We start from the raw sequence: 20,103 nt of genomic DNA, 5'->3' as shown, positions 1-20,103 counted from the left end.
CCGGACACCCCCAGCCCCTACCGCAGGTGCCGCTGTTCGACGGCGGCGGCGATGGCCGTGTGGCCCGCGGGTCCCGGATGGAGGCCGTCGCCGCTGGCGTACTCCGGCAGCAGCCGGGACGGACGGTCCGGGTCCCGGAGCGCGGCGTCGACATCGGTGACGGCGTCGAAGATCCGCCCGGTCCGCACGGCCTCGTTGACCCGTCGGCGTACCGCGTCCTGCTCCGGCGTCCACCGCGGCCACCCTTCGAACGGGGTGATGGTGGAGCCCACCACCCGCAGCCCGGCGGACCGGGCGCGCAGGGCCAGTTGGCGGTACGCGGCCACCATCCGCGACGGGTCGCGTTCGGCGGGCACATGGAAGAGGTCGTTGACGCCCAGGTGCACCAGGACCGTCCGCAGCCCCGGCAGCGACAGCACGTCCCGGTCGAAGCGGGCCTGGCCACCGGGTCCGTACGGGGCGCTGTCGAGCAGCAGCCGGTTGCCGCTGATGCCGAGGTTGGCGACGGCGGAGCCGGGCAACCGGCGCGCCAGCTGGTCGGGCCAGCGCAGGTCCGCGTCGTCGGGTGTGCCGGAGCCCTCGGCGATGGAGTCGCCCAGCACGGCGACGACCGGGCCGCGCGCGCCGGTCGTCTCGACGCCGGTCAGGAGGAGGACGGACCGGGTGCGGACGCCGTCGACGGTGTGCCAGGCGTGGGTGTTGCGGTGGAAGGAGAGCGGGCCGGTGGGGCCCGGGAGCCGCGTCTCGACCGTCAGCAGGGAGCCGTCCGGCACGCGGAGGCCCTCCACCGGGTCGCTGGTGAGGGTCGCGCCGGCGGCCAGCCATCCTTGCGGCTGCCCGGCGAAGGTGACCGGGCGGCCGTCGGCGGTCACCGGGCCCACCAGTACCGGCGCGGTCCCGAAGGCGTGCGCGTACCGCAGTCTGACCTGCCCGCCCGCCGAGAGCCGCAGCCGGGTGGTGTAGAGCCCGTCGGTGAGTCCGGCGGCCGCGAGCGGGTCGTCCGCCGTGGGCGCGGTCTGCGCGGTGGCCCAGGAGGTGGTCCAGGGCGTGGCGGGGTGCGGGCGGGCGGCCTCGCGGTGACCGGCCGCCCGCGCGTCCGGGGCGGTGAGAGCCGCCACCATGCCGGTGGCCGCCGCGTACAGCAGACCCCGTCTCGCCGTCGCGGGAACCCGGCCGGTCACGGGGAGGGCTGCGGTGTGCGGGACGCTGCTCATGGGGTCGGGCCTCCTGGGATCGGTCCCGGGGAACGCGCACGCGGACCGACCTTGACGGGGCTCGGTGACGTCCAACAGCCCCTGGACGGAACGGTGCTGCCATTCTGGCGGCAGCCGGCGGCGCGCGACAGCCCATTGCGCAGCGCGCCGCCCGCCCCGCCGCTCAGTCGGCCGACAGCACCCAGCCCGCCGCCGCGATCCGGCCCGCGTCCCGGGGGCGGCCGGAGTCGAAGACCGTGGCGGCGCCGTCCCGTACCCGCAGCGAGTCCACGTACGCGCCGCGCCCCACGTACAGCTGGTCCGTCGCGTACCGCCACCGCAGTTGGACGCTCTTGCCGCGCCAGGCCGACAGGTCCGCCTCCAGCCGGTGCCACACCCGCCCGGACCAGCCGGAGACCCAGCCCTCCGGGCGCGGCTGAGGTTCCGGGCGGTGGCGGCCCGGCCCCACGGTGGTGAACGGCACCGGCTGCCACGCCCCGTCGGCCGACGCCTCCAGCACCAGCCGGTCGGAGCCGGGCTCGGTGTCCCACCACAGGGCGCACTCCAGCCGGGAGCGCGCCGAGTCCAGGCGGAGTGCGGGCAGGGTGAGCGTGGCGGTGGAGGCGCTCGCCATGCCGGAGAACCAGGCCGTACGTCCTCGCTCCGGCCGGACCGGCACTGCCCGGGCCAGCTGGTTGGCGGTCGCGACTCGGGGCGCGCTGCCCGAGCGCCAGCTCCGAACGGGGTGGACCGAGTTGCCCAGCACGATCAGGAACGTGTCGGTGGACGGGTCGAGCACCAGGCTGGTCCCGGTGAAGCCGGTGTGGCCCGCCGAGCGCGGCGTGGCCATCGCGCCCATGTACCAGTGCTGGTAGAGCTCGAAGCCGAGGCCGTGTTCGTCGCCGGGGAAGGCGGTGTTGAAGTCGGTGAAGAGGAGGTCGACGGAGTCCTCGGAGAGGATGCGGGCGCGGCCGTAGACACCGCCGTTGAGCAGGGTCCGGGCCAGGACGGCCAGGTCCCAGGCGCAGGAGAAGACCCCGGCGTGACCGGCCACGCCGTCGAAACCGTAGGCGTTCTCGTCGTGCACCTCGCCCCAGACCAGGCCGCGTTCCAGGCCGGACCACGGGAGCCGGGCGTCCTCGGTGGCCGCGATCTTCGGCTTCCAGGAGGCGGGCGGGTTGTAGCGCGTGCGGTGCATCGAAAGCGGAGCAGTGATCTCGTCGTGGAGCAGGCCATCCAGAGTGCGACCGGTGATCTCTTCCAGGATCAGTTGCAGCGAGATCAGGTTGAGGTCGGAGTAGAGGTAGGCGCTGCCGGGTGTGCTCGCCGGGACCTCGTTCCAGAGCATCCGGAGCTTTCCCTCCCGGGTCGGCTCCTGGTAGAGCGGGATCCAGGACCGGAAACCCGTGGTGTGGGTGAGCAGCTGACGGACCGTGACGGACTGCTTGCCGCCGCCCGCGAAGTCGGGAAGGTACGAGGCCACGGTGGCCTCCAGCTCCAGCGCGCCGCGCTCGATCTGCTGCACCGCCAGGATCGACGTGAACAGCTTGGAGATCGACGCCAGGTCGAAGACGGTGTCCTCGGCCATCGGAATCTGCTGCTCCACCGGGAACTCCACCCCGGTGTCCGTGTTCTCGTCGTACGCCGCGTAGCGCACGGCATGGCCGATCGGCCGGTGCAACGCGACCGTGCCGCCCCGTCCGGCGAGCAGCACCGCGCCCGCGTACCAGGGGTGCTTGGGCGAGTCGGCGAGGTACGCCTCCGCCTCCCGGACGAGCTGGTCCAGCGGCCCCTGGAGCAGCCCGGCGCGTGTGGCGCTGCCCCGCCGCAACGTGGGCCTGGGCCGGCGGGCCTCCGATCCCATGCCCGCTCCCGTCTCCGCCGCCACCGTGCCCGGCGCGCTCCGCTCGGCCGCCCCCGCCAGAGGGATCGGCGCCAGCACGAGCGCGCCGCCGAGTGCCAGTATCCCGCCGCCCAGCCTCCGCCGGCCGATGCCGCTCCCGCTTCCCCGCGGCTTCTCGTCACCCGCCGTGTGCCCGGCTCCTCCCGGCTCCCCGCCGCCCGCCGTGTCCCCGTTCTCCGCCGCGTACCCGGTCATCCGCAACCCCTTCCCATGCCCGGAAGGGCCGCCGGGGCCGATCCCCGCACGACCGCTCCGGCGCGAAAGTAACTTCCGAAATTTCGCCGAGCAGTGAAAGTTCCTGCCGCCGCAGAGGTTACTGTCGCCTCCGCCGTCCCGTACGCCTCCGGGCACGCAAAGAATCTGACACGGCATCAGAAAATCTCTTCCCTCGGCCGAACGGCTGCGGCATCCTGCCGCCCATGGAGACGGAGCTGAGCAGAGAACTGGGCATCGAGCACGCCATCTTCGGCTTCACGCCGTTCCCCGCCGTCGCGGCGGCCATCAGCAGAGCCGGCGGTTTCGGTGTGCTCGGCGCGGTCCGCTACACCGATCCGCGCGAGCTGGCCCGCGACCTGGACCGGCTGGACAAGCTGGCCGACGGCAGGCCGTACGGACTCGATGTCGTCATGCCGGCCAAGAAGGTCGAAGGGGTCACCGAGGCGGACGTCGAGGCGATGATCCCGGACGCGCACCGGGGGTTCGTCCAGGATCTGCTGGCCCGCCACGGCGTCCCGGAACTCCCCGAAGGCGAGGCGAGCGGCTGGCGGATCACCGGCTGGATGGAGGAGGTCGCCCGAGGCCAGCTCGACGTGGCCTTCGACCACCCCATCAAGCTCCTCGCCAACGCCCTCGGCTCCCCGCCCGCCGACGTCATCGCCCGCGCCCACGACCACGGCGTCCTCGTCGCCGCCCTCGCCGGAAGCGCCGAACACGCCCGCAGGCACGCGGCCGCGGGCATCGACGTCGTCGTGGCACAGGGCTACGAAGCGGGCGGCCACACCGGCGAGATCGGCTCCATGGTGCTCGTCCCCGAGGTCGTCGAGGCCGTCGCCCCGCTGCCCGTACTCGCCGCCGGAGGCATCGGCAGCGGCGAACAGGCCGCCGCCGGACTCGCCCTCGGCGCCCAGGGCGTCTGGCTCGGCTCCGTCTGGCTCACCACCGAGGAGGCCGATCTCCACTCCGAGGCCCTCACCCGCAAGCTCCTCGCCGCCGGCTCCGGCGACACCGTCCGCTCCCGCGCCCTCACCGGGAAACCCGCACGCCAGCTCCGTACCGCGTGGACCGACGCCTGGGACGACCCGGCCGGACCCGGCACCCTGCCCATGCCGCTCCAGGGCCTGCTGGTGGCCGACGCCGTCTCCCGGATCCAGAAGTACGAGGTCGGCGAGCTGCTCGGCACGCCCGTCGGCCAGATCGTCGGCCGGATGGAGACCGTACGCAGTGTGCAGGCGGTCGTCGACGACCTGACGCGCGGCTTCGAACGGGCCGTCACCCGCATCAACCGCATCGCCGGAAGGAGCGCCACGTGAACCAGCCGCCCAACGGTTTCTGGGCCCAGGCCGCCGCCGACCCCGACCGCACCGTCCTCGTCGCGCCCGACGGCGAGGAGTGGAGCGCGGGGAGGCTGCACGCCGACGTCAACCGCATGGTCCACGGACTGCGCGCGGCCGGGATGAGCGAGGGCGACGCGTTCGCCGTCGTCCTGCCCAACGGCACCGCACTCCTCACCGCCCACCTCGCCGCCTCCCAGGCCGGTTTCTACCTGGTCCCGGTCAACCACCACCTCGTCGGCCCCGAGATGGCCTGGATCGTCACCGACTCCGGTGCCCGCGTCCTCATCACCCACGAACGCTTCGCCGCCGCCGCGACCGCAGCCGCCGACGAGGCCGGTCTCCCGGAGAGCCACCGCTACGCCGTCGGCACGGTCCCCGGCTGCCGCCCGTACGCCGACCTGCTCGACGGCCACCCCGCCACCCGGCCCGAGGGCCGCACCCTCGGCTGGGTCATGAACTACACCTCGGGCACCACCGGCCGCCCGCGCGGCATCCGCCGACCGCTGCCCGGCAAGCTCCCGGAGGAGACGTACCTCGGCGGCTTCCTCGGCATCTTCGGCATCCGGCCGTTCGACGACAACGTCCACCTGGTCTGCTCGCCGCTCTACCACACAGCAGTGCTCCAATTCGCGAGCGCCGCTCTCCATATAGGACACCCGCTCGTCCTCATGGACGGCTGGTCGCCCGAGGAGATGCTCCGTCTCATCGACGCCCACCGCTGCACCCACACGCACATGGTCCCGACGCAGTTCCACCGACTCCTCGCGCTGCCCGACGAGGTCAGGACCCGTTACGACGTCTCCTCCATGCGCCACGCCATCCACGGGGCCGCGCCCTGTCCCGACCATGTGAAACGCGCCATGATCGACTGGTGGGGGAGCTGTGTCGAGGAGTACTACGCGGCCAGCGAGGGCGGCGGCGCGTTCGCCACGGCCGAGGAGTGGCTGAAGAAGCCCGGGACCGTCGGCAAGGCCTGGCCGATCAGCGAACTCGCCGTCTTCGACGACGACGGAAACCGGCTGCCGGCCGGTCGACTCGGCACGGTCTACATGAAGATGAGCACCGGTGGCTTCAGCTACCACAAGGACGAGACCAAGACCCGGAAGAACCGCATCGGCGACTTCTTCACCGTCGGCGACCTCGGTGTGCTGGACGCGGACGGCTACCTCTTCCTCCGCGACCGCAAGATCGACATGATCATCGCCGGTGGCGTGAACATCTACCCCGCGGAGATCGAATCCGCCCTGCTCACCCACCCCGCCGTCGCGGACGCCGCCGCCTTCGGCATCCCGCACGCCGACCGGGGCGAGGAGGTCAAGGCGGTCGTCGAACCGGCCGAAGGGTACGAAGCCGGGGACGCGCTCGCCGCCGAGATCCTCACGCACTGCGAGGAACGGCTCGCCGGCTACAAACGGCCGCGCTCCCTCGACTTCATCGCCGCCATGCCCCGCGACCCCAACGGCAAGCTCTACAAACGGCGGCTGCGCGAACCGTACTGGGAGGGCCACGAACGGCCCCTGTAGCGGGATCTGTGGGAGAACGGCCCCTGGAGCGGGGTCTGCGAGAAGGGAACCCCTCACAGACCCCGCCGGCCGGCTACCGCCGCTCGTGCACCCGCACCACCTTCAGCTGCGGCGAGCGCGCGATGTCCTTCTCGCAGAACCGGGACGTCACCCACCGCTCACCGGAGAACAGCCGCGTCTGGTCGCTGTAGTGCGGCGAGTTCGGGTTGGACGACTGGGAGTACGTGAGCAGCGTCCGGGCCACCGGGCACCGGCCGGCGTTCCAGCCGACCGCCTGGATGTAGCTGGAACCGGCCGACACCTCCGTGTAGCCGCCCGCCGCCGGGTTCCACACCGGCTCGATCTTGTTCCAGATGCCGAGCGACTCCGTACCGCCGCCGACCGGGATGCGCTTCCCGTTCCGTACGACGAACTGGTGCCTGCCCAGCGGCGCGTCCAGCGCGATGCCCGACGCCCGCAGCTCCGTCACCGTGTCGGCCAGAGCCCTGGGCAGGCCGGGCGCGGCGGTGTCGATGCCGCGCGGCGTACGTACCGGATCGGCCGGGTCGAACGGCACCTTCCACAGCGCTGCCGCGGGCACCGAGGAAGCCGCCTTGCGCCAGAACCGGTCGAAGAGCAGCGCGCCCCGGCTGTCGCTGTCCACGGTCCGGTCCCACCGCCGCAGCACCGGGCAGGCCGCCGACACATCGACCGCCGTACCGTCGCCGCCGACAGCGGTCCCGCCGGGCAGCGCCGCACACCACCGCGCCACGTCGGCCGCGACCAGATCGCCGGTCGGCGCCCGGTTCGCGAACTGCTGGCGCTCCAGATCACCGACGCGCAGCCGCCCGCGCTCCGCCATCGCCGCGACATCCTCGATCGCGCCCCGGGTCCGGATGGACCGCTGCGTGGCGACCGTGCCGAAGACCCGCTCGTAGCCGGTCAGCGGCCGGTCGGCGTTGGTGAGCCAGGCGCTGTCGTTGGAGTTCTCGACGTACGGGGCGTCTCTGAGCGTCGGCATCCGGCCCGGCCCGAAGATCCCGGGCTGCACCGCGTCCCGGTCGCGGCCGAGCGCGCACGCCGACGTCGAGCCGTCCAGCACCGCGAGACCGGCCGACGGATAGGTGGCCTGGCCCAGCGGCGTCGAGCAGCGGACCGTCAGCTCGTCCGTGATCCTCGGCAGCACCTGCGACTGCGAGAAGAAGGAGCTTCCCGACCGGTCGGCGGCGATCGTGTTCACCCACGGCAGCCCCTGCGAGCGGCGGAGCGACCGCTCGATCCCGGCGGTGGAGCGGGCCTTGCTGAAACCGAGCGCGGTGTCGGCGGCGCGCAGGTTCGCGGCGTTCGGGTCGTTCAGCGCGTAGGCGGTGGACGCCGTCCAGGGCAGCGGCAGCGCCGCACCGAACGCGGTGACGACCGGGCCGTACCGGGTCCACCACTGGCTCCGCGTCACCGGCGCGCCGCCCTTCACCGGCACGGTGACCGTACGCTGCGTCATCCGCTCCGGCACCCCGTCCACCAGATAGACCGTGGGGTCGGCCGGATCCAGCGTCAGCTGGTGCAGGTTCAGCGGCACGCCCGTCGCTACGGTGTGGCTCCAGGCCACGTCCGCGTTGTGGCCGATCGAGATGGTCGTCGAGCCGAGGAGCGAGCCGCCCGCCACGTTCAGCTCGCCGGGGATCGTCTGCTGCGACTGCCAGAAGCGGCGGCCGCCGTCCCACGGGTAGTGCGGGTTGCCGAGGAGCAGGCCGCGCCCGTTCGCCGTGGCCGAGCCCCGGAAGGCGACCGCGTTGGAGCCCATGTCCGCGTCCTGCGTCGACAGCAGGCGCTCGGCGGCCGCCGCCGCCTCCTTCGGCGTGACTCCGGCGGCGGGCGGTGCGACCGTCGGCGGCTGCGCGGCCGTGATGCCGTCGATGCCGCGCCCCTGGCCGCCGAGCACGGAGAGCGCGGCGCCATGGGCCGCCACGTCCAGTGCGCTCACCGGCCGTACCCAGGCGGCGCCGCGGCAGGCGGGATCGGTGATGCGGGTGCGGTTCTGCGCGAGCCACGCGTTGTACCCGGCGGCGAACCCGCGCATCGACTCCTTGACGTCCCGGCTCGGGCCCGCCGGAGTCGGCACCTTCAGCAGCCGCTCCACCGTCCCGCTGTCCCGGACGCCCCGGAAGAACAGATCGCTGGAGAGGTTCTTCGTCGCCGAGGAGAGCGAGCCGCCCGGTGCCGCGTCCGGCCCGAAGAACTTCGACCGCTCGCCGCGCACGGTCACGAACCCGTCGGCCAGCGTGCACACCTGGTCGGCGGCCTGCGCCCAGCCGGTGCCGAAGCCCAGGGCGGCGTAGTCCTTCGCCACGATGTGCGGAATGCCGTACTCCGTGTACCGGATGGTGGCGGAGCGCCCGCCGCCGGACAGGTGCCGGGCCTCAGCTCCTCCGGAGGCGATGGCCGGCGGCAGCGACGCCGACACGGTGAACAGGGCGAGGGACGAGACCGCGAACAGTCTCAGACGGTTACGGAAGGTCAAGGGTGTTCCTCCCAACAAGGCGGGTGGCCAAGGAGGTTGCCCGAACCCGCCGGGCAGCCACGCGCCACTCAGCCAGGGCACTCGTCCCTCTGTCAACCGTCTGGTCGGTATCCGGCCGCTCAGGCGGCCCCGATCACTCCCCGGCACTCCCCGACGGCCCCTTGACCCGCCGCGTCCTGCGGCACAGGATCACGCCCATGACCGGTGTACGCAGCAGTACCGTCGACGGCGTCCTCACCCGCAGCGCCCGCCGCACCCCGGAACGGATCGCCGTGCGGTACGGCGACCGGGCCTGGAGCTACGGCGCCCTGGACGCGGCGGTCTCCACCGCGGCCGCCGTCCTGACGGCCGAACACGCGCTGCACCCCGGCGACCGGGTGGCCTCGTACGCGCACAACTCCGACGCCTACCTGATCGCCTTCCTCGCCTGCGCCCGGGCCGGCCTCGTCCACGTCCCGGTCAACCAGAACCTGACCGGCGACGACCTGGCGTACCTCCTGGACCAGTCCGGCTCCGCCCTCGTCCTCACCGACCCGGACCTGGCGGACCGCGTCCCGGCCGGCCGTCCCGTACGCGCCCTGCGCGACGCCCCGGGATCGCTCCTCGACGCCCTGGACACCGAGAGGCCCTTCACCTCGGAGCGCGCGCCCGGCTCCGGCGACCTGGTGCAACTGCTCTACACCTCCGGGACCACCGCCCTCCCCAAGGGCGCGATGATGACGCACGGGGCCCTGGTCCACGAGTACGTCAGTGCGATCACCGCGCTCGGCCTGGCGGCGGGCGACCGGCCCGTGCACTCGCTGCCGCTCTACCACTCGGCCCAGATGCATGTGTTCCTGCTGCCGTATCTGGCGGTCGGCGCGGAGAACATCATCCTGGACGGGCCGGACGCCGGCCGGATCTTCGACCTGGTCGAAGCGGGCCTCGCCGACAGCCTGTTCGCCCCGCCCACCGTCTGGATCGGCCTCGCCAACCACCCGGACTTCGCCGTCCGGGACCTTTCCGCGCTCCGCAAGGCGTACTACGGGGCGTCGATCATGCCCGTACCCGTCCTGGAACGGCTCCGCGCCCGCCTGCCGCACCTGGCCTTCCACAACTGCTTCGGCCAGAGCGAGATCGGCCCGCTCGCCACCGTCCTCGGCCCCGACGAGCACGAGGGCCGGATGGAGTCCTGCGGCCGGCCCGTCCTCTTCGTGGAAGCCCGTGTGGTCGACGAGGAGGGCCGCGAGGTCCCGGACGGAACCCCGGGCGAGGTGGTCTACCGCTCGCCGCAACTCTGCACCGGCTACTGGGACAAGCCCGAGGAGACGGCGGACGCCTTCCGCGACGGCTGGTTCCGCTCCGGCGACCTCGCGATCCGCGACGCCGAGGGCTACTTCACCGTGGTCGACCGGGTGAAGGACGTCATCAACTCCGGCGGCGTCCTGGTCGCCTCCCGCCAGGTGGAGGACGCCCTCTACACCCATCCCGCCGTCGCCGAGACAGCCGTCATCGGCCTGCCCGACGAACGCTGGGTCGAGGCCGTCACCGCCGTCGTGGTCCTGCGCGAGGAGGCGACCGACACCGAACTCATCGACCACGCCCGCGAGAAGCTGGCCCACTTCAAGGCGCCGAAGCGGATCGTCTTCGTGGACGAACTCCCGCGCAACGCCAGCGGGAAGATCCTCAAGCGGGAGTTGCGGGACCGGCTGGTCTGACAGGCCCCGTAAAAGACGTCGAGCCCGCCCTCCCCACGTGCGGGGGAGGGCGGGCTCGACGTCGTACCGGTGCTTACTTCAGACCGTTGCTGATCGCGGTCACGAGTTCGCCGTTGGCGGTGTCGCCGTTGAACTCCCAGAAGAACGCGCCACCCAGGCCCTGGCTCTTCGCCCAGGCCATCTTGGTGCCGACGGTCGCCGGGGTGTCATAGCTCCACCAGTTGTTGCCGCAGTGGGCGTACGCCGTGCCGCCGACGGTGCCGGTGGCCGGGCAGGTGGTCTTCAGGACCTTGTAGTACTGGTTGCCGGGCTCGATGCCGGCCGCCGGGCCGGAGGCGGAGCCACCGGGAGCGGACTGGGTGACTCCGGTCCAGCCGCGGCCGTAGAAGCCGATGCCGAGCAGCAGCTTGGAGGCCGGGACGCCCTTGGCCCGCAGCTTGGCGATCGCGTCCGCCGAGTTGAAGCCCTGAGCCGGAATGCCGGGGTACGACGTCAGCGGGGAGTGCGGGGCCGTCGGACCCTGCGCGGACCAGCTGCCGAAGTAGTCGTACGTCATCACGTCGTACCAGTCGATGTACTGCGCGGCGCCGCCGTAGTCGGCGGCGTCCAGCTTGCCGCCGTTGGAGCCGTCCGCGGTGATGGCGGCGGTGAGCAGGTTGTTCGGGCCGAACTTGGCGCGCATGGCCTGCATCATGTTCTTGATCGACGCCGGGCCGCTGCTGTCACAGGTCAGACCACAGGCGTTGGGGTACTCCCAGTCCAGGTCGATGCCGTCGAAGACATCGGCCCAGCGCGGGTCCTCGACCAGGTCGTAGCAGGACTGCGCGAACGCGGTCGGGTTCTGGACGGCCTGGCCGAAGCCGCCGGACCAGGTCCAGCCGCCGAACGACCACAGGATCTTGATGTGCGGGTACTGCGCCTTCAGCTTGCGGAGCTGGTTGAAGTGGCCGCGCAGCGGCTGGTCCCAGACGTCGGCCTTGCCGTCGACGGAGTTGGCGGCGGTGTAGGACTTCTCGTAGTCCTCGTACGCGTCGCCGATGGTGCACTTGCCGTTCTGCACGTTGCCGAACGCGTAGTTGATGTGCGTGATCTTCTCGGCGGAGCCGGAGGTCACGAGGTTCTTCACCGTGTACGAGCCCCAGTTGGTGAAGTAGCCCAGGTTGATCTTGCCGCCGCCGGGGTTCTCACCGCCTCCGCCGCCGGTGGTGCGGACCGTGGTGGCGGCCGAGGCCGGGCCGGTCTGGTCGGCGGTGTCGCGGGCGACCACGGTGTAGCTGTAGTCGGTGCCGGCGGTCAGGCCGGTGTTGGTCCAGCTGGTGCCGGTGACCGTGGCGACGGTGGCGCCGTCGCGCTTGACGTCGTAGTTCTTGACGCCCTTGTCGTCCGTGGCGGCCGCCCAGGAGAGCTTCACCGAGGTGTTGGTGATGTCGCTCGCGGTGGGCTTGCCCGGGGCGGAGGGGGCGTTGTCACCGGGGACGGTGGGTCCGCCGTCGCAGGGGTTGCCGTTGAGCTTGCAGCCGGAGGGCGCGCCGGAGCCGGAGCCGTTGAACCCGAAGGAGGCGGACGCGCCGGGGGCCAGGGTGCCGTTCCAGCCGAGGCTCTTCGCCGTCCAGCGGTTCGCGGAGTTGGTGACGGTCGCGTCCCAGGCCGAGGTGACCTTGGTGTTCGCGGGGAAGTCCCACTCGATGGTCCAGGAGGTGAGCGTGGTAGTGCCGGTGTTCTTCACCGTCCACTTGCCCTCGAAGCCGGAGCCCCAGTCGGACGCCTTCGTGTACGTGGCGGTGGCCGAGGTCGCGGCTTCCGCGGGGCTGGCGAGGCCGACCATGGCGGCCAGCGGGAGGAGCAGTGCGGTGGCGCCCGCGAGGGCTTTGGACCGCTTGTTCGGGCTGGTGCTCCGGGTGGGTCTGGCTCTGCGCCATCGTGCGTCGGTGCTCAAGGAAGGCTCCTCGGGTGAACTCCGGAGGCCATGGGGGGTCCCTGGCCTGACAACCCTGCGTGGCCTCGAGCACGTGATGTCTCTTCTCGGCACCTCTGCAGTGTTGCCGTGACCCTAAGAAGGCCTAGACCAATCGTCAAGAGGTCTGGACCAAAAGATCGTTGAGCGTCGAAAGCCGGCGGTCGACCGGTGGTCGCGTTCTCCTTCTGCGAGACTGTCCTGGCCGTCGGGAGGAGCGGGACATGGCCGTCGAGTCGTCGCGTGGTCGTCGGGCCCGCGTGGTCGCCGTAGCGCTGGCGTCGCTGCTGATCTGCTCGGGTGCCGGGGCGCCCGCGCACGCGGTCGTCGCGGACAATCCGGACCCGGAAACCGTCCGCCTGCTCACGTACAACGTCTGCATGAACACCAAGTGCGCCCAGGCGTACGGACTTTCCGGCACCGACGCGCGCCTCGCCCAGATCGGCGAGTGGGTCATCGGACGGGACGCCGGCACGAAGCGCCCCGATGTGCTCGCGCTCCAGGAGGCGTACTACAAGGAGGTCAGTACGGGACCGGAGGGGAACGGCGAGAAGCTGGAAAGGGCCTTCCCGGGGTATCGGATCGCCCAGAAGCAGGACCAGCGCTGGATTCTGTACAACACCGCGACCCTGACGAGGACCGACGGCGGCGGGGTCGGGGTCGGGGAACCGCAGCGTGACACGAAGGTCTTTCCCTGGGCCCAGTTCGCGCGGAAGGAGACCGGCCACCGGGTCACGGTCGTCAACGTGCATCTGGCGCACGGTGACGGCCCCCGGCAGCGGCGGGAGGTGGACCGGCTGGCCGAGGGGATCACCCGGCAGCTGCCGCTGGGCACCCGCACCGTCCTCGCGGGGGACTTCAACTCCACCAGGAACGACGACACGGCCGGAACCCATCTGAACCAGGTCTTCGAGCGGTACACCGGCGGCCTCACCGACGCCGTCCCGGTGGACCGCCGGACGAGCACGCTCCACCGGACGGAGTTCACCACCGCCTACAGCCCGGTCCTGGGGCCGTCGGCGGAGCCCGGACGGGGTCACCGGAACCTCCCCATCGACCACCTTTTCCACGGCACGGGCCTGCGCTGCGTCGTCGGTGCCGGAGAGGTCTACAAGGACCGGGGAGAGCCCGCGCAGGTCACCAGCCAGGCCGAGGAGGACGCCAGGTGGGCGGAGGTCCACCGCCGGCGGTCCGACCACAACGCCGTCTACGCCGAGCTGAGCTGGAGCGCGGACCGCTGCTGAGCCCGGCACAGCCTCCGGCGGGCGTCCGCCCTCCGGAGGGCCTCACAGCTGGTGGCGGACCCCGGCCTCCTGCTGGGCCTCGGTGAGCTGTTCGCGCAGGTCACCCTCGATGGACTCGCGGGCCTTCCCGCGGCGGAAGAGCGGCAGCACGGTGCGCTGTTTGCCGTCCTCGACGAGCAGGGCGAGCCCGCCGTAGAGCGCGAAGACGCCGATGCCGAGACCGGTCCAGCCCGCCGCGACCTGGAGCGTGTTCCCGAGGCCCGCCTCGTAGAGGCCGGTGAGGGCGAAGCGCACCGCGGTCAGGGTGAGCAGGACGGCGAACAGCGGCTTGGACTGCGCGGCCGCCCCGGCGAGCGCGAGCACGAACGGGACGAGGGCCAGGAGGAAGACGGCCTGGGCCATAACCGGCTTGCCGGGCGGCGAGTCCAGGGACGTCACGCTCGTCCCCGCCCAGGCGGCACCGAGCAGCAGCAGCGCCGTACCGGCGCCCGCGTCGCGGGCCAGGAAGGCGAAGATCCCGCCGACGAGCTGGAGCGGCACGACGAAGATGAGGACGAGGAGCAGAAGGATGCTGCTCTGCGCGGCCGGTACCCAGCCGAGCTGGAGCGAGGACAGGACCGTGCTGCCCATGCCGAGGGCGAAGAAGCCCAGCGGCAGCGGGCTGGCGATCGGTCGGAGCACGATGCGCGTGACCGCGTCGGTGGTCAGCGGTTCTGAGGGGCCGTTCGGGCCGGAATCCTGGGACACCGCGCAAGCGTACGAGTCCTGGACCGGCTCCCGGGCACGGCGTCGCCTCCGATCTCACCCGCGTCCCGCCGGGCGGAGGCCGGCGCGCCGGTGGGAGGCCCGGAGCGCGGCACCTCTCACAGCCGTCCCGCCTCCACGATCCGCCGCAGGAACTTCCGCGTACGTTCCTCGCGCGGCGCGCCGAACACCTCGCCCGGTGTCCCGCGTTCCAGCACCACCCCCGCGTCCAGGAAGCAGACCTGGTCGGCGACCTCGCGGGCGAAGGCCATCTCGTGGGTGGCGATCACCATCGTCATGCCCTCGTCCTTCACCTCACGGACCAGGCCCAGCACCTCGCCCACCAGCTCAGGGTCCAGGGCGGCGGTGATCTCGTCCAGGAGCAGCAGCCGGGGCCGTACCGCCAACGCCCTGACGATCGCCGTACGCTGCTGCTGGCCGCCGCTGAGCCGGTCCGGGTACTCGTCCGCCTTCGCCCCGAGCCCCAGCCGCTCCAGCAGCTCGCGCGCCCGCGCCTCCGCCTCGGCGCGGGAGAGGCCGTGGACGCGCTGCGGGGCGAGCGTGATGTTCTGCAGGACGGTGAGGTGCGGGAAGAGGTTGTACGCCTGGAAGACCACCCCGATCCGCCGGCGCACCGCGTCCGCGTCCGTCCGGGGGTCGGTGATCTCCTCGCCCTCCAGCCAGATCGCCCCGTCGTCGATCTCCTCCAGGAGGTTGGCGCACCGCAGCAGGGTCGACTTCCCGGAGCCGGAGGCGCCGATCAGCGCGGTCACGGTGTGCGGGGCGACCTCCAGGTCCACGTCCCGCAGCACCAGCGACGTACCGAACGACTTGCGGACCGCCTCCATCCGCAGCACGGGCGCGGTGCTCATACCAGTCCTCCCTGGGCCCGCCGCCGGTCCATCCGGGCCGTCACCCAGTCGGTGAGCCGGGTCATCGGGATGGTCAGCGCGACGAACACCAGGCCCGCCACGACGTACGGCGTGTAGTTGAAGTCCTTGCTGGCGATGATCTGCGCCGCGTACACGGCGTCGACCGCCCCGGCGATCGAGACGAGCCCGGTGTCCTTCTGGAGGGAGACCAGGTCGTTGAGGAGCGGCGGCACCACCCGGCGCACCGCCTGCGGCAGCACGACGAACCGGAGCGTCTGGCCGCTGCCGAGCCCCAGCGACCGCGCGGCGGCCCGCTGCGAGGGGTGCACGGACTCGATGCCGGCCCGGAAGACCTCCGCCACGTACGCCGAGTACGTCAGGACCAGCGCGGCCCCGCCCAGCAGCACCGGATCGTTCGTCACGCCCTCCAGGCGCAGCGCCGGCACGTCGAAGACCACCATCAACAGGCAGATGATCAGCGGCAGTCCACGGAAGAAGTCGGTGTAGGCGGTGGCCAGCGCCCGGATCGGGAAGAAGACCGGCCCGCGCAGCGTACGGGCCACGGCCAGCAGCAGGCCGAACGCCAGCACGGCGCTGCCGCACACCGCCAGCAGCCGGAGGTTCAGCCACAGGCCCTCCAGGACCTGCGGCAGGGCGACGCGCGCGTAGTGCGGGCTGAAGAACGTCTCCTGCGTACGGTCCCAGCCCGGCGAGCCTGTGATCAGCAGGAACAGCACCGCGCCCACCACCAGCGTGCTGGTCGCGGCGATCGCCGTCGCCCGCCGGGTACGGGCCCGCCGGTGGCGCTCGCGGGCGATCCGGCGCTCGGACGGGACGTAGCTGTCCTCGCCGGGCAGCGCCTTGTGCAGGGTCACTTGAGCACCGGCGCGTCGACGGCGTCGGAGAGCCACTCCTTCTCCAGGGCGGCGAGCGTGCCGTCCTTCCGCAGGGCGTCCACCGCGCCGCTCACGCAGGAGGTCAGCGGGGACTCCTTGTCCAGGACCAGGCCGAACTGCTCAGGCGTCTCAGCCGAGTTCGGGAACTGGCCGACGACCTTCGCCTCCGGCACCTCGGCCCCGGTGATGTAGAAGGCGGTCGGCAGGTCCACCACGATGGCGTCCACCTGGCCGGTCTTCAGGGCCGACTTGGCGAAGTCGTTGCGCTGGTAGACGGCCGGCTTGGTGTCCGGCTTCACCAGGTCGTCGATGAACTCCAGGCTGGTGGTGCCCACTTGGGCGCCCAGCTTGACGTCCTTGAGATCCGCCACGCTCTTCGCTCCGGCCGCCTTCGACGACTTGAGCGCGACGACCGCCTGACGGACGTCGTAGTAGCCGGAGGAGAACGCCACGGCCTTCTTCCGGGACTCGCTGATGGAGACCTGGTTGATGTCGAAGTCGAACTTCTTGGCGCCGGGCGCGAACGCGCTGTTGAACGGCACGTGCTGCCAGACCACCGCATCGCGGCCGTAACCGAGCTGCTTCGCCACGGCGTACGCCACCGCCGACTCGAACCCCTTGCCGTTGGACGGCTCGTCGTCGGAGAACCAGGGCGCGTACGCGGGCTTGTCCGTGCCGACGGTCAGCTTCCCCTCGACCTCGGTGGCGAGCCCGCCCGGCGCGCACGCCTCGGTCGTCGCACCGGCCTGACCCGAGGCCTTCGGCTTCTCCTCCGCTTGCGGCGCGCAGCTGGTCAGCGCGGCGCAGAGGACGACGGCGGAGCAGGCGGCGGTGACCGTGGTGACCAGGGAACGGTTGGCGAGATGCATAGCGGGAGACTGGCAGTGCGCGGCCCTCGCTGTCGAGATTTTCGAGCAGGTGTCCGCATAGTGGGAACGGGTGTTGCGGTGATGTGAACACACCGGTCACCAGCGCTGCTCACCTCGCCGTGAACACACCGGTCACCTGGGGGTCACCTCGCCGTGAACCCACCGGTCACGTGGGCGGTCACCCCGTCCCGGACTCCCGCAGGTCCACGATCCGCCGGATCTTGCCCACCGAGCGCTCCAGCGACTCCGGCTCCACGATCTCGACGCCCACCGACACCCCGACCCCGTCCTTCACCGCTGCCGCGATCGCGAACGCCGCCTTCTCCCGCTCGGCCGCCGTCGCGTCCGCCCGCGCCTCCGCCCGTACCGTCAGCGCGTCCAATCGGCCCTGCCGGGTCAGCAGGAGCTGGAAGTGCGGGGCGACGGCGGGCGTACGGAGCACGATCTCCTCGATCTGCGTCGGGAACAGGTTGACCCCGCGCAGGATCACCATGTCGTCGCTGCGGCCGGTGACCTTCTCCATCCGGCGGAACGTGCGGGCCGTGCCCGGCAGCAGCCGTGTCAGGTCGCGGGTGCGGTAGCGGATCACCGGCATCGCCTCCTTGGTGAGCGAGGTGAAGACCAGCTCGCCCTCCTCCCCGTCCGGCAGCACCTCACCGGTGAACGGGTCCACGACCTCCGGGTAGAAGTGGTCCTCCCAGATGTGCAGCCCGTCCTTCGTCTCCACGCACTCCTGCGCCACCCCGGGGCCCATCACCTCGGAGAGCCCGTATATGTCGACGGCGTCGATCGCGAACCGCTCCTCGATCTCCCGGCGCATCGCCTCGGTCCACGGCTCCGCACCGAAGATCCCGACCTTGAGGGAGGTCGTGCGCGGGTCGACGCCCTGCCGTTCGAACTCGTCGAGCAGGGTCAGCATGTACGACGGCGTGATCATGATGATCTCGGGCCGGAAGTCCTGGATCAGCTGCACATGGCGCGCGGTCATCCCGCCGGACGCGGGAATCACCGTGCAGCCGAGCCGCTCGGCCCCGTAGTGCGCGCCGAGGCCACCGGTGAACAGCCCGTACCCGTACGCCACATGGACCTTGTGGCCGGGCCTTCCGCCCGCCGCGCGGATCGACCGGGCGACCACGTCCGCCCAGGTGTCCAGGTCCCGTTCGGTGTAGCCGACGACGGTCGGCCGGCCGGTCGTGCCGCTGGAGGCGTGGATGCGGCGGACGTCCCGCTCCGGCACGGCGAACATGCCGAAGGGATAGTGGTCGCGAAGGTCGGCCTTCGCCGTGAACGGGAAGCGGGAGAGGTCGGCGAGCGTACGACAGTCCTCGGGCCGCAGCCCGGCGGCGTCGAACGCCGACCGGTAGAACGGCACGTTCTCGTAGGCGTGGCGGAGCGTGGTGCGGAGCCGTTCGAGCTGGAGGGCCTCCAGGTCGGTGCGGCTCAGCTGTTCCGCCGCGTCCAGCATGGCTGTCATCAGGGCCCTTCCTCTCCCGAAGCGGACGACCGACCATTCGGTCGATCTCTCCAGGACCAGTAATTCAGGAGACCGGGGGAGCTGGCAAGGGGGTGAACCCCCGGATCGGCTGACGGCGAAGGCCGGTACCGGCCCGGCAGGCGTTCCTGTTGGATGGACGGCATGCCGATCTTCTCCGCGTACGACACCACTCCGCTCGCCTACCACCTGGTCGGGGAGGGCGAGCCGCTGATCGTGCTGCCCGGCGGGCCCATGCGGGCGAGCGCGTACCTCGGCGATCTCGGCGGGCTCTCCGCCGTACGGCAGCTGGTCCTGCTCGAACTGCGCGGAACGGGCGGATCCGCCGCACCCGAGGACCCCGCGACCTACCGCTGCGACCGGCTCGTCGACGACGTGGAGGCGCTGCGCGAACACCTCGGCCTGGACCGGATCGACCTGCTGGCCCACTCCGCCGGCGCGAGCCTGGCCCTGCTGTACGCCGCCCGCCACCCGGACCGCCTGCGCACCCTCACCCTCATCACCCCGGCCACCCGGGCCGTCGGCATCCCCGTCACCGACCAGGACCTCCGCGAGGCCGCCGAGCTGCGCAGCGGTGAACCCTGGTACGCCGAGGCCCGGGCCGCCCAGGAGGCGCTGTTCGCCGGCGGGCCCTTCGCCGAGCTGTGGCCCGCCGTCCGGCCGCTCACCTACGGCCGCTGGGACGACGCGGCCCGGGCCCACGCCGCCGCCTCCGCCGGGCAGACCAACGCCGAGGCGCGCGGCCGCTTCGACGACGGCGCGTACGACCCCGCCGCCACCGTCCCCGCCCTGCGCGAGCTGCCCGTGCCGGTGCTCGTGCTCGCCGGTGAGTACGACGGCGTCCCGAGCCCGGACCGGGCGACGGAGCTGGCCGCGCTCTTCCCGTACGGCGAGTTCACCGTCCAGCGGGGCGCGGGGCACTTCCCGTGGCTCGACGACCCGGGCGGCTTCTCCCGTACCGTGGCGGCCTTCCTCGATCCCGGCCTCCTCACCGTGCGTGCGGGCGGGGTCCGGCTCGCCTACCGGGTGTGGGGCGAGCCCGCCGCGCCGCCGGTCGTCCTCCTCCACGGCCGGGCCGGCTCCTCCCTCACCTGGACCCGCATCGCCGAGGCGCTCGCCGCCGAACACCGCGTGTACGCACCGGACTTCCGGGGCCACGGGCTCAGCGACTGGCCCGGCCGCTACTCCTTCGAGCTCTTCCGCGACGACCTGCACGCCTTCCTGGAGGCCCGCAACCTGGCCGGCGCCACCGTGATCGGGCACTCCATGGGGGGAGTGGCGGCCTACCTCCTCGCCCAGCGCGAACCGGGACTCATCGGCCGGCTCGTCATCGAGGACGCCCCGCCGCTCCTCCCGCTCGACCAGCCCCGCCCGCCGGCCGAACGGCCCGAAGGCGAGCTGGACTTCGATTGGTCCGTCGTCCCGGACACCGACGCCCAGCTCAACGACCCCGACCCGGCGGGCCGGGAGCGGCTGGCGGAGATCACCGCGCCGACCCTCGTCATCGGCGGCGGCCCCACCAGCCACATCGACCAGAAGCAGCTCGCCCGGATGGCGGACACCATTCCCGGAGGCACGTTCGTCACCATCGAGGCGGGCCACCTCGTCCACACCACCCGGCCGGAGGAGTTCCTCGCCGCGCTCCGGTCGTTCGGCCTGGGCTGAC

The 20,103-nt window shown here is 72.2% G+C and carries 14 protein-coding genes; 5 read left to right on the top strand and 9 right to left on the bottom strand.

From position 1 onward, the window contains the following. Positions 1–17: 17 nt before the first annotated feature. Positions 18–1,181 (bottom strand): SGNH/GDSL hydrolase family protein, encoded by a 1,164-nt coding sequence (locus ACQP09_RS00585; protein WP_433406442.1) that lies wholly within the window; start codon positions 1,179–1,181, stop codon positions 18–20. Between the two features lie 196 nt (positions 1,182–1,377). Then, the gene (locus tag ACQP09_RS00580) at positions 1,378–3,291 is read right to left on the bottom strand and encodes a serine hydrolase (protein WP_433395038.1); all 1,914 of its coding nucleotides are present in this window, start codon (positions 3,289–3,291) and stop codon (positions 1,378–1,380) included. 224 nt (positions 3,292–3,515) lie between these two features. Between ACQP09_RS00580 and ACQP09_RS00575 the strand changes: the two genes are divergently transcribed. Beyond that, positions 3,516–4,625, top strand: a complete 1,110-nt coding sequence (locus tag ACQP09_RS00575; RefSeq protein ID WP_433395037.1) for an NAD(P)H-dependent flavin oxidoreductase — start codon at positions 3,516–3,518, stop codon at positions 4,623–4,625. Continuing rightward, positions 4,622–6,172: an acyl-CoA synthetase gene (locus tag ACQP09_RS00570; RefSeq protein ID WP_433395035.1), complete on the top strand. Its 1,551-nt coding sequence runs from the start codon at positions 4,622–4,624 to the stop codon at positions 6,170–6,172. The genes ACQP09_RS00575 and ACQP09_RS00570 overlap by 4 nt, the downstream gene beginning before the upstream one ends. A gap of 73 nt (positions 6,173–6,245) precedes the next feature. On the opposite strand, the gene ACQP09_RS00565 is transcribed toward ACQP09_RS00570, so the two are convergent. Beyond that, positions 6,246–8,669, bottom strand: coding sequence for a penicillin acylase family protein (locus ACQP09_RS00565; RefSeq protein ID WP_433395033.1), 2,424 nt, complete (start codon positions 8,667–8,669; stop codon positions 6,246–6,248). Positions 8,670–8,866: 197 nt separating this feature from the next. On the opposite strand from ACQP09_RS00565, the gene ACQP09_RS00560 reads away from it, so the two are divergent. Next, positions 8,867–10,366: an acyl-CoA synthetase gene (locus tag ACQP09_RS00560; RefSeq protein WP_433395031.1), complete on the top strand. Its 1,500-nt coding sequence runs from the start codon at positions 8,867–8,869 to the stop codon at positions 10,364–10,366. 73 nt (positions 10,367–10,439) lie between these two features. On the opposite strand, the gene ACQP09_RS00555 is transcribed toward ACQP09_RS00560, so the two are convergent. Continuing rightward, positions 10,440–12,302 carry a glycosyl hydrolase family 18 protein gene (locus ACQP09_RS00555; RefSeq protein ID WP_433395030.1) on the bottom strand — a complete coding sequence of 621 codons (1,863 nt, stop codon included), beginning with the start codon at positions 12,300–12,302 and terminating at the stop codon, positions 10,440–10,442. 242 nt (positions 12,303–12,544) lie between these two features. On the opposite strand from ACQP09_RS00555, the gene ACQP09_RS00550 reads away from it, so the two are divergent. Further along, the gene (locus ACQP09_RS00550) at positions 12,545–13,564 is read left to right on the top strand and encodes an endonuclease/exonuclease/phosphatase family protein (RefSeq protein ID WP_433395028.1); all 1,020 of its coding nucleotides are present in this window, start codon (positions 12,545–12,547) and stop codon (positions 13,562–13,564) included. Between the two features lie 42 nt (positions 13,565–13,606). Here ACQP09_RS00550 and ACQP09_RS00545 read toward each other — a convergent pair whose 3' ends face one another. The 5 genes from ACQP09_RS00545 to paaK all read right to left on the bottom strand — a co-directional run bounded on the left by ACQP09_RS00545 (position 13,607) and on the right by paaK (position 18,419). Then, positions 13,607–14,311 (bottom strand): GPR1/FUN34/YaaH family transporter, encoded by a 705-nt coding sequence (locus ACQP09_RS00545; RefSeq protein WP_433395026.1) that lies wholly within the window; start codon positions 14,309–14,311, stop codon positions 13,607–13,609. A gap of 116 nt (positions 14,312–14,427) precedes the next feature. Further along, complete coding sequence (locus tag ACQP09_RS00540; RefSeq protein WP_433395024.1) at positions 14,428–15,180, bottom strand: amino acid ABC transporter ATP-binding protein; 753 nt, start codon at positions 15,178–15,180, stop codon at positions 14,428–14,430. Then, complete coding sequence (locus ACQP09_RS00535) at positions 15,177–16,055, bottom strand: amino acid ABC transporter permease (protein ID WP_433395022.1); 879 nt, start codon at positions 16,053–16,055, stop codon at positions 15,177–15,179. Before ACQP09_RS00535 ends, ACQP09_RS00540 begins: the two co-directional genes overlap by 4 nt. Continuing rightward, positions 16,052–16,945 carry an ABC transporter substrate-binding protein gene (locus tag ACQP09_RS00530; protein ID WP_433395020.1) on the bottom strand — a complete coding sequence of 298 codons (894 nt, stop codon included), beginning with the start codon at positions 16,943–16,945 and terminating at the stop codon, positions 16,052–16,054. Before ACQP09_RS00530 ends, ACQP09_RS00535 begins: the two co-directional genes overlap by 4 nt. 178 nt (positions 16,946–17,123) lie before the next feature. Next, positions 17,124–18,419, bottom strand: a complete 1,296-nt coding sequence (gene paaK, locus ACQP09_RS00525; protein ID WP_433395019.1) for a phenylacetate--CoA ligase PaaK — start codon at positions 18,417–18,419, stop codon at positions 17,124–17,126. A 162-nt stretch (positions 18,420–18,581) separates the two neighbouring features. On the opposite strand from paaK, the gene ACQP09_RS00520 reads away from it, so the two are divergent. Next, the gene (locus tag ACQP09_RS00520) at positions 18,582–20,102 is read left to right on the top strand and encodes an alpha/beta fold hydrolase (RefSeq protein ID WP_433395017.1); all 1,521 of its coding nucleotides are present in this window, start codon (positions 18,582–18,584) and stop codon (positions 20,100–20,102) included. The last annotated feature ends 1 nt before the right edge of the window (position 20,103 follow it).

This window comes from Streptomyces sp. CA-146814 (genome assembly GCF_050942385.1).
GTDB lineage: Bacteria > Actinomycetota > Actinomycetes > Streptomycetales > Streptomycetaceae > Streptomyces.
The sequence above is the reverse complement of the archived record's forward strand: the minus strand, read 5'-3'. Positions and strand labels throughout refer to the sequence as shown.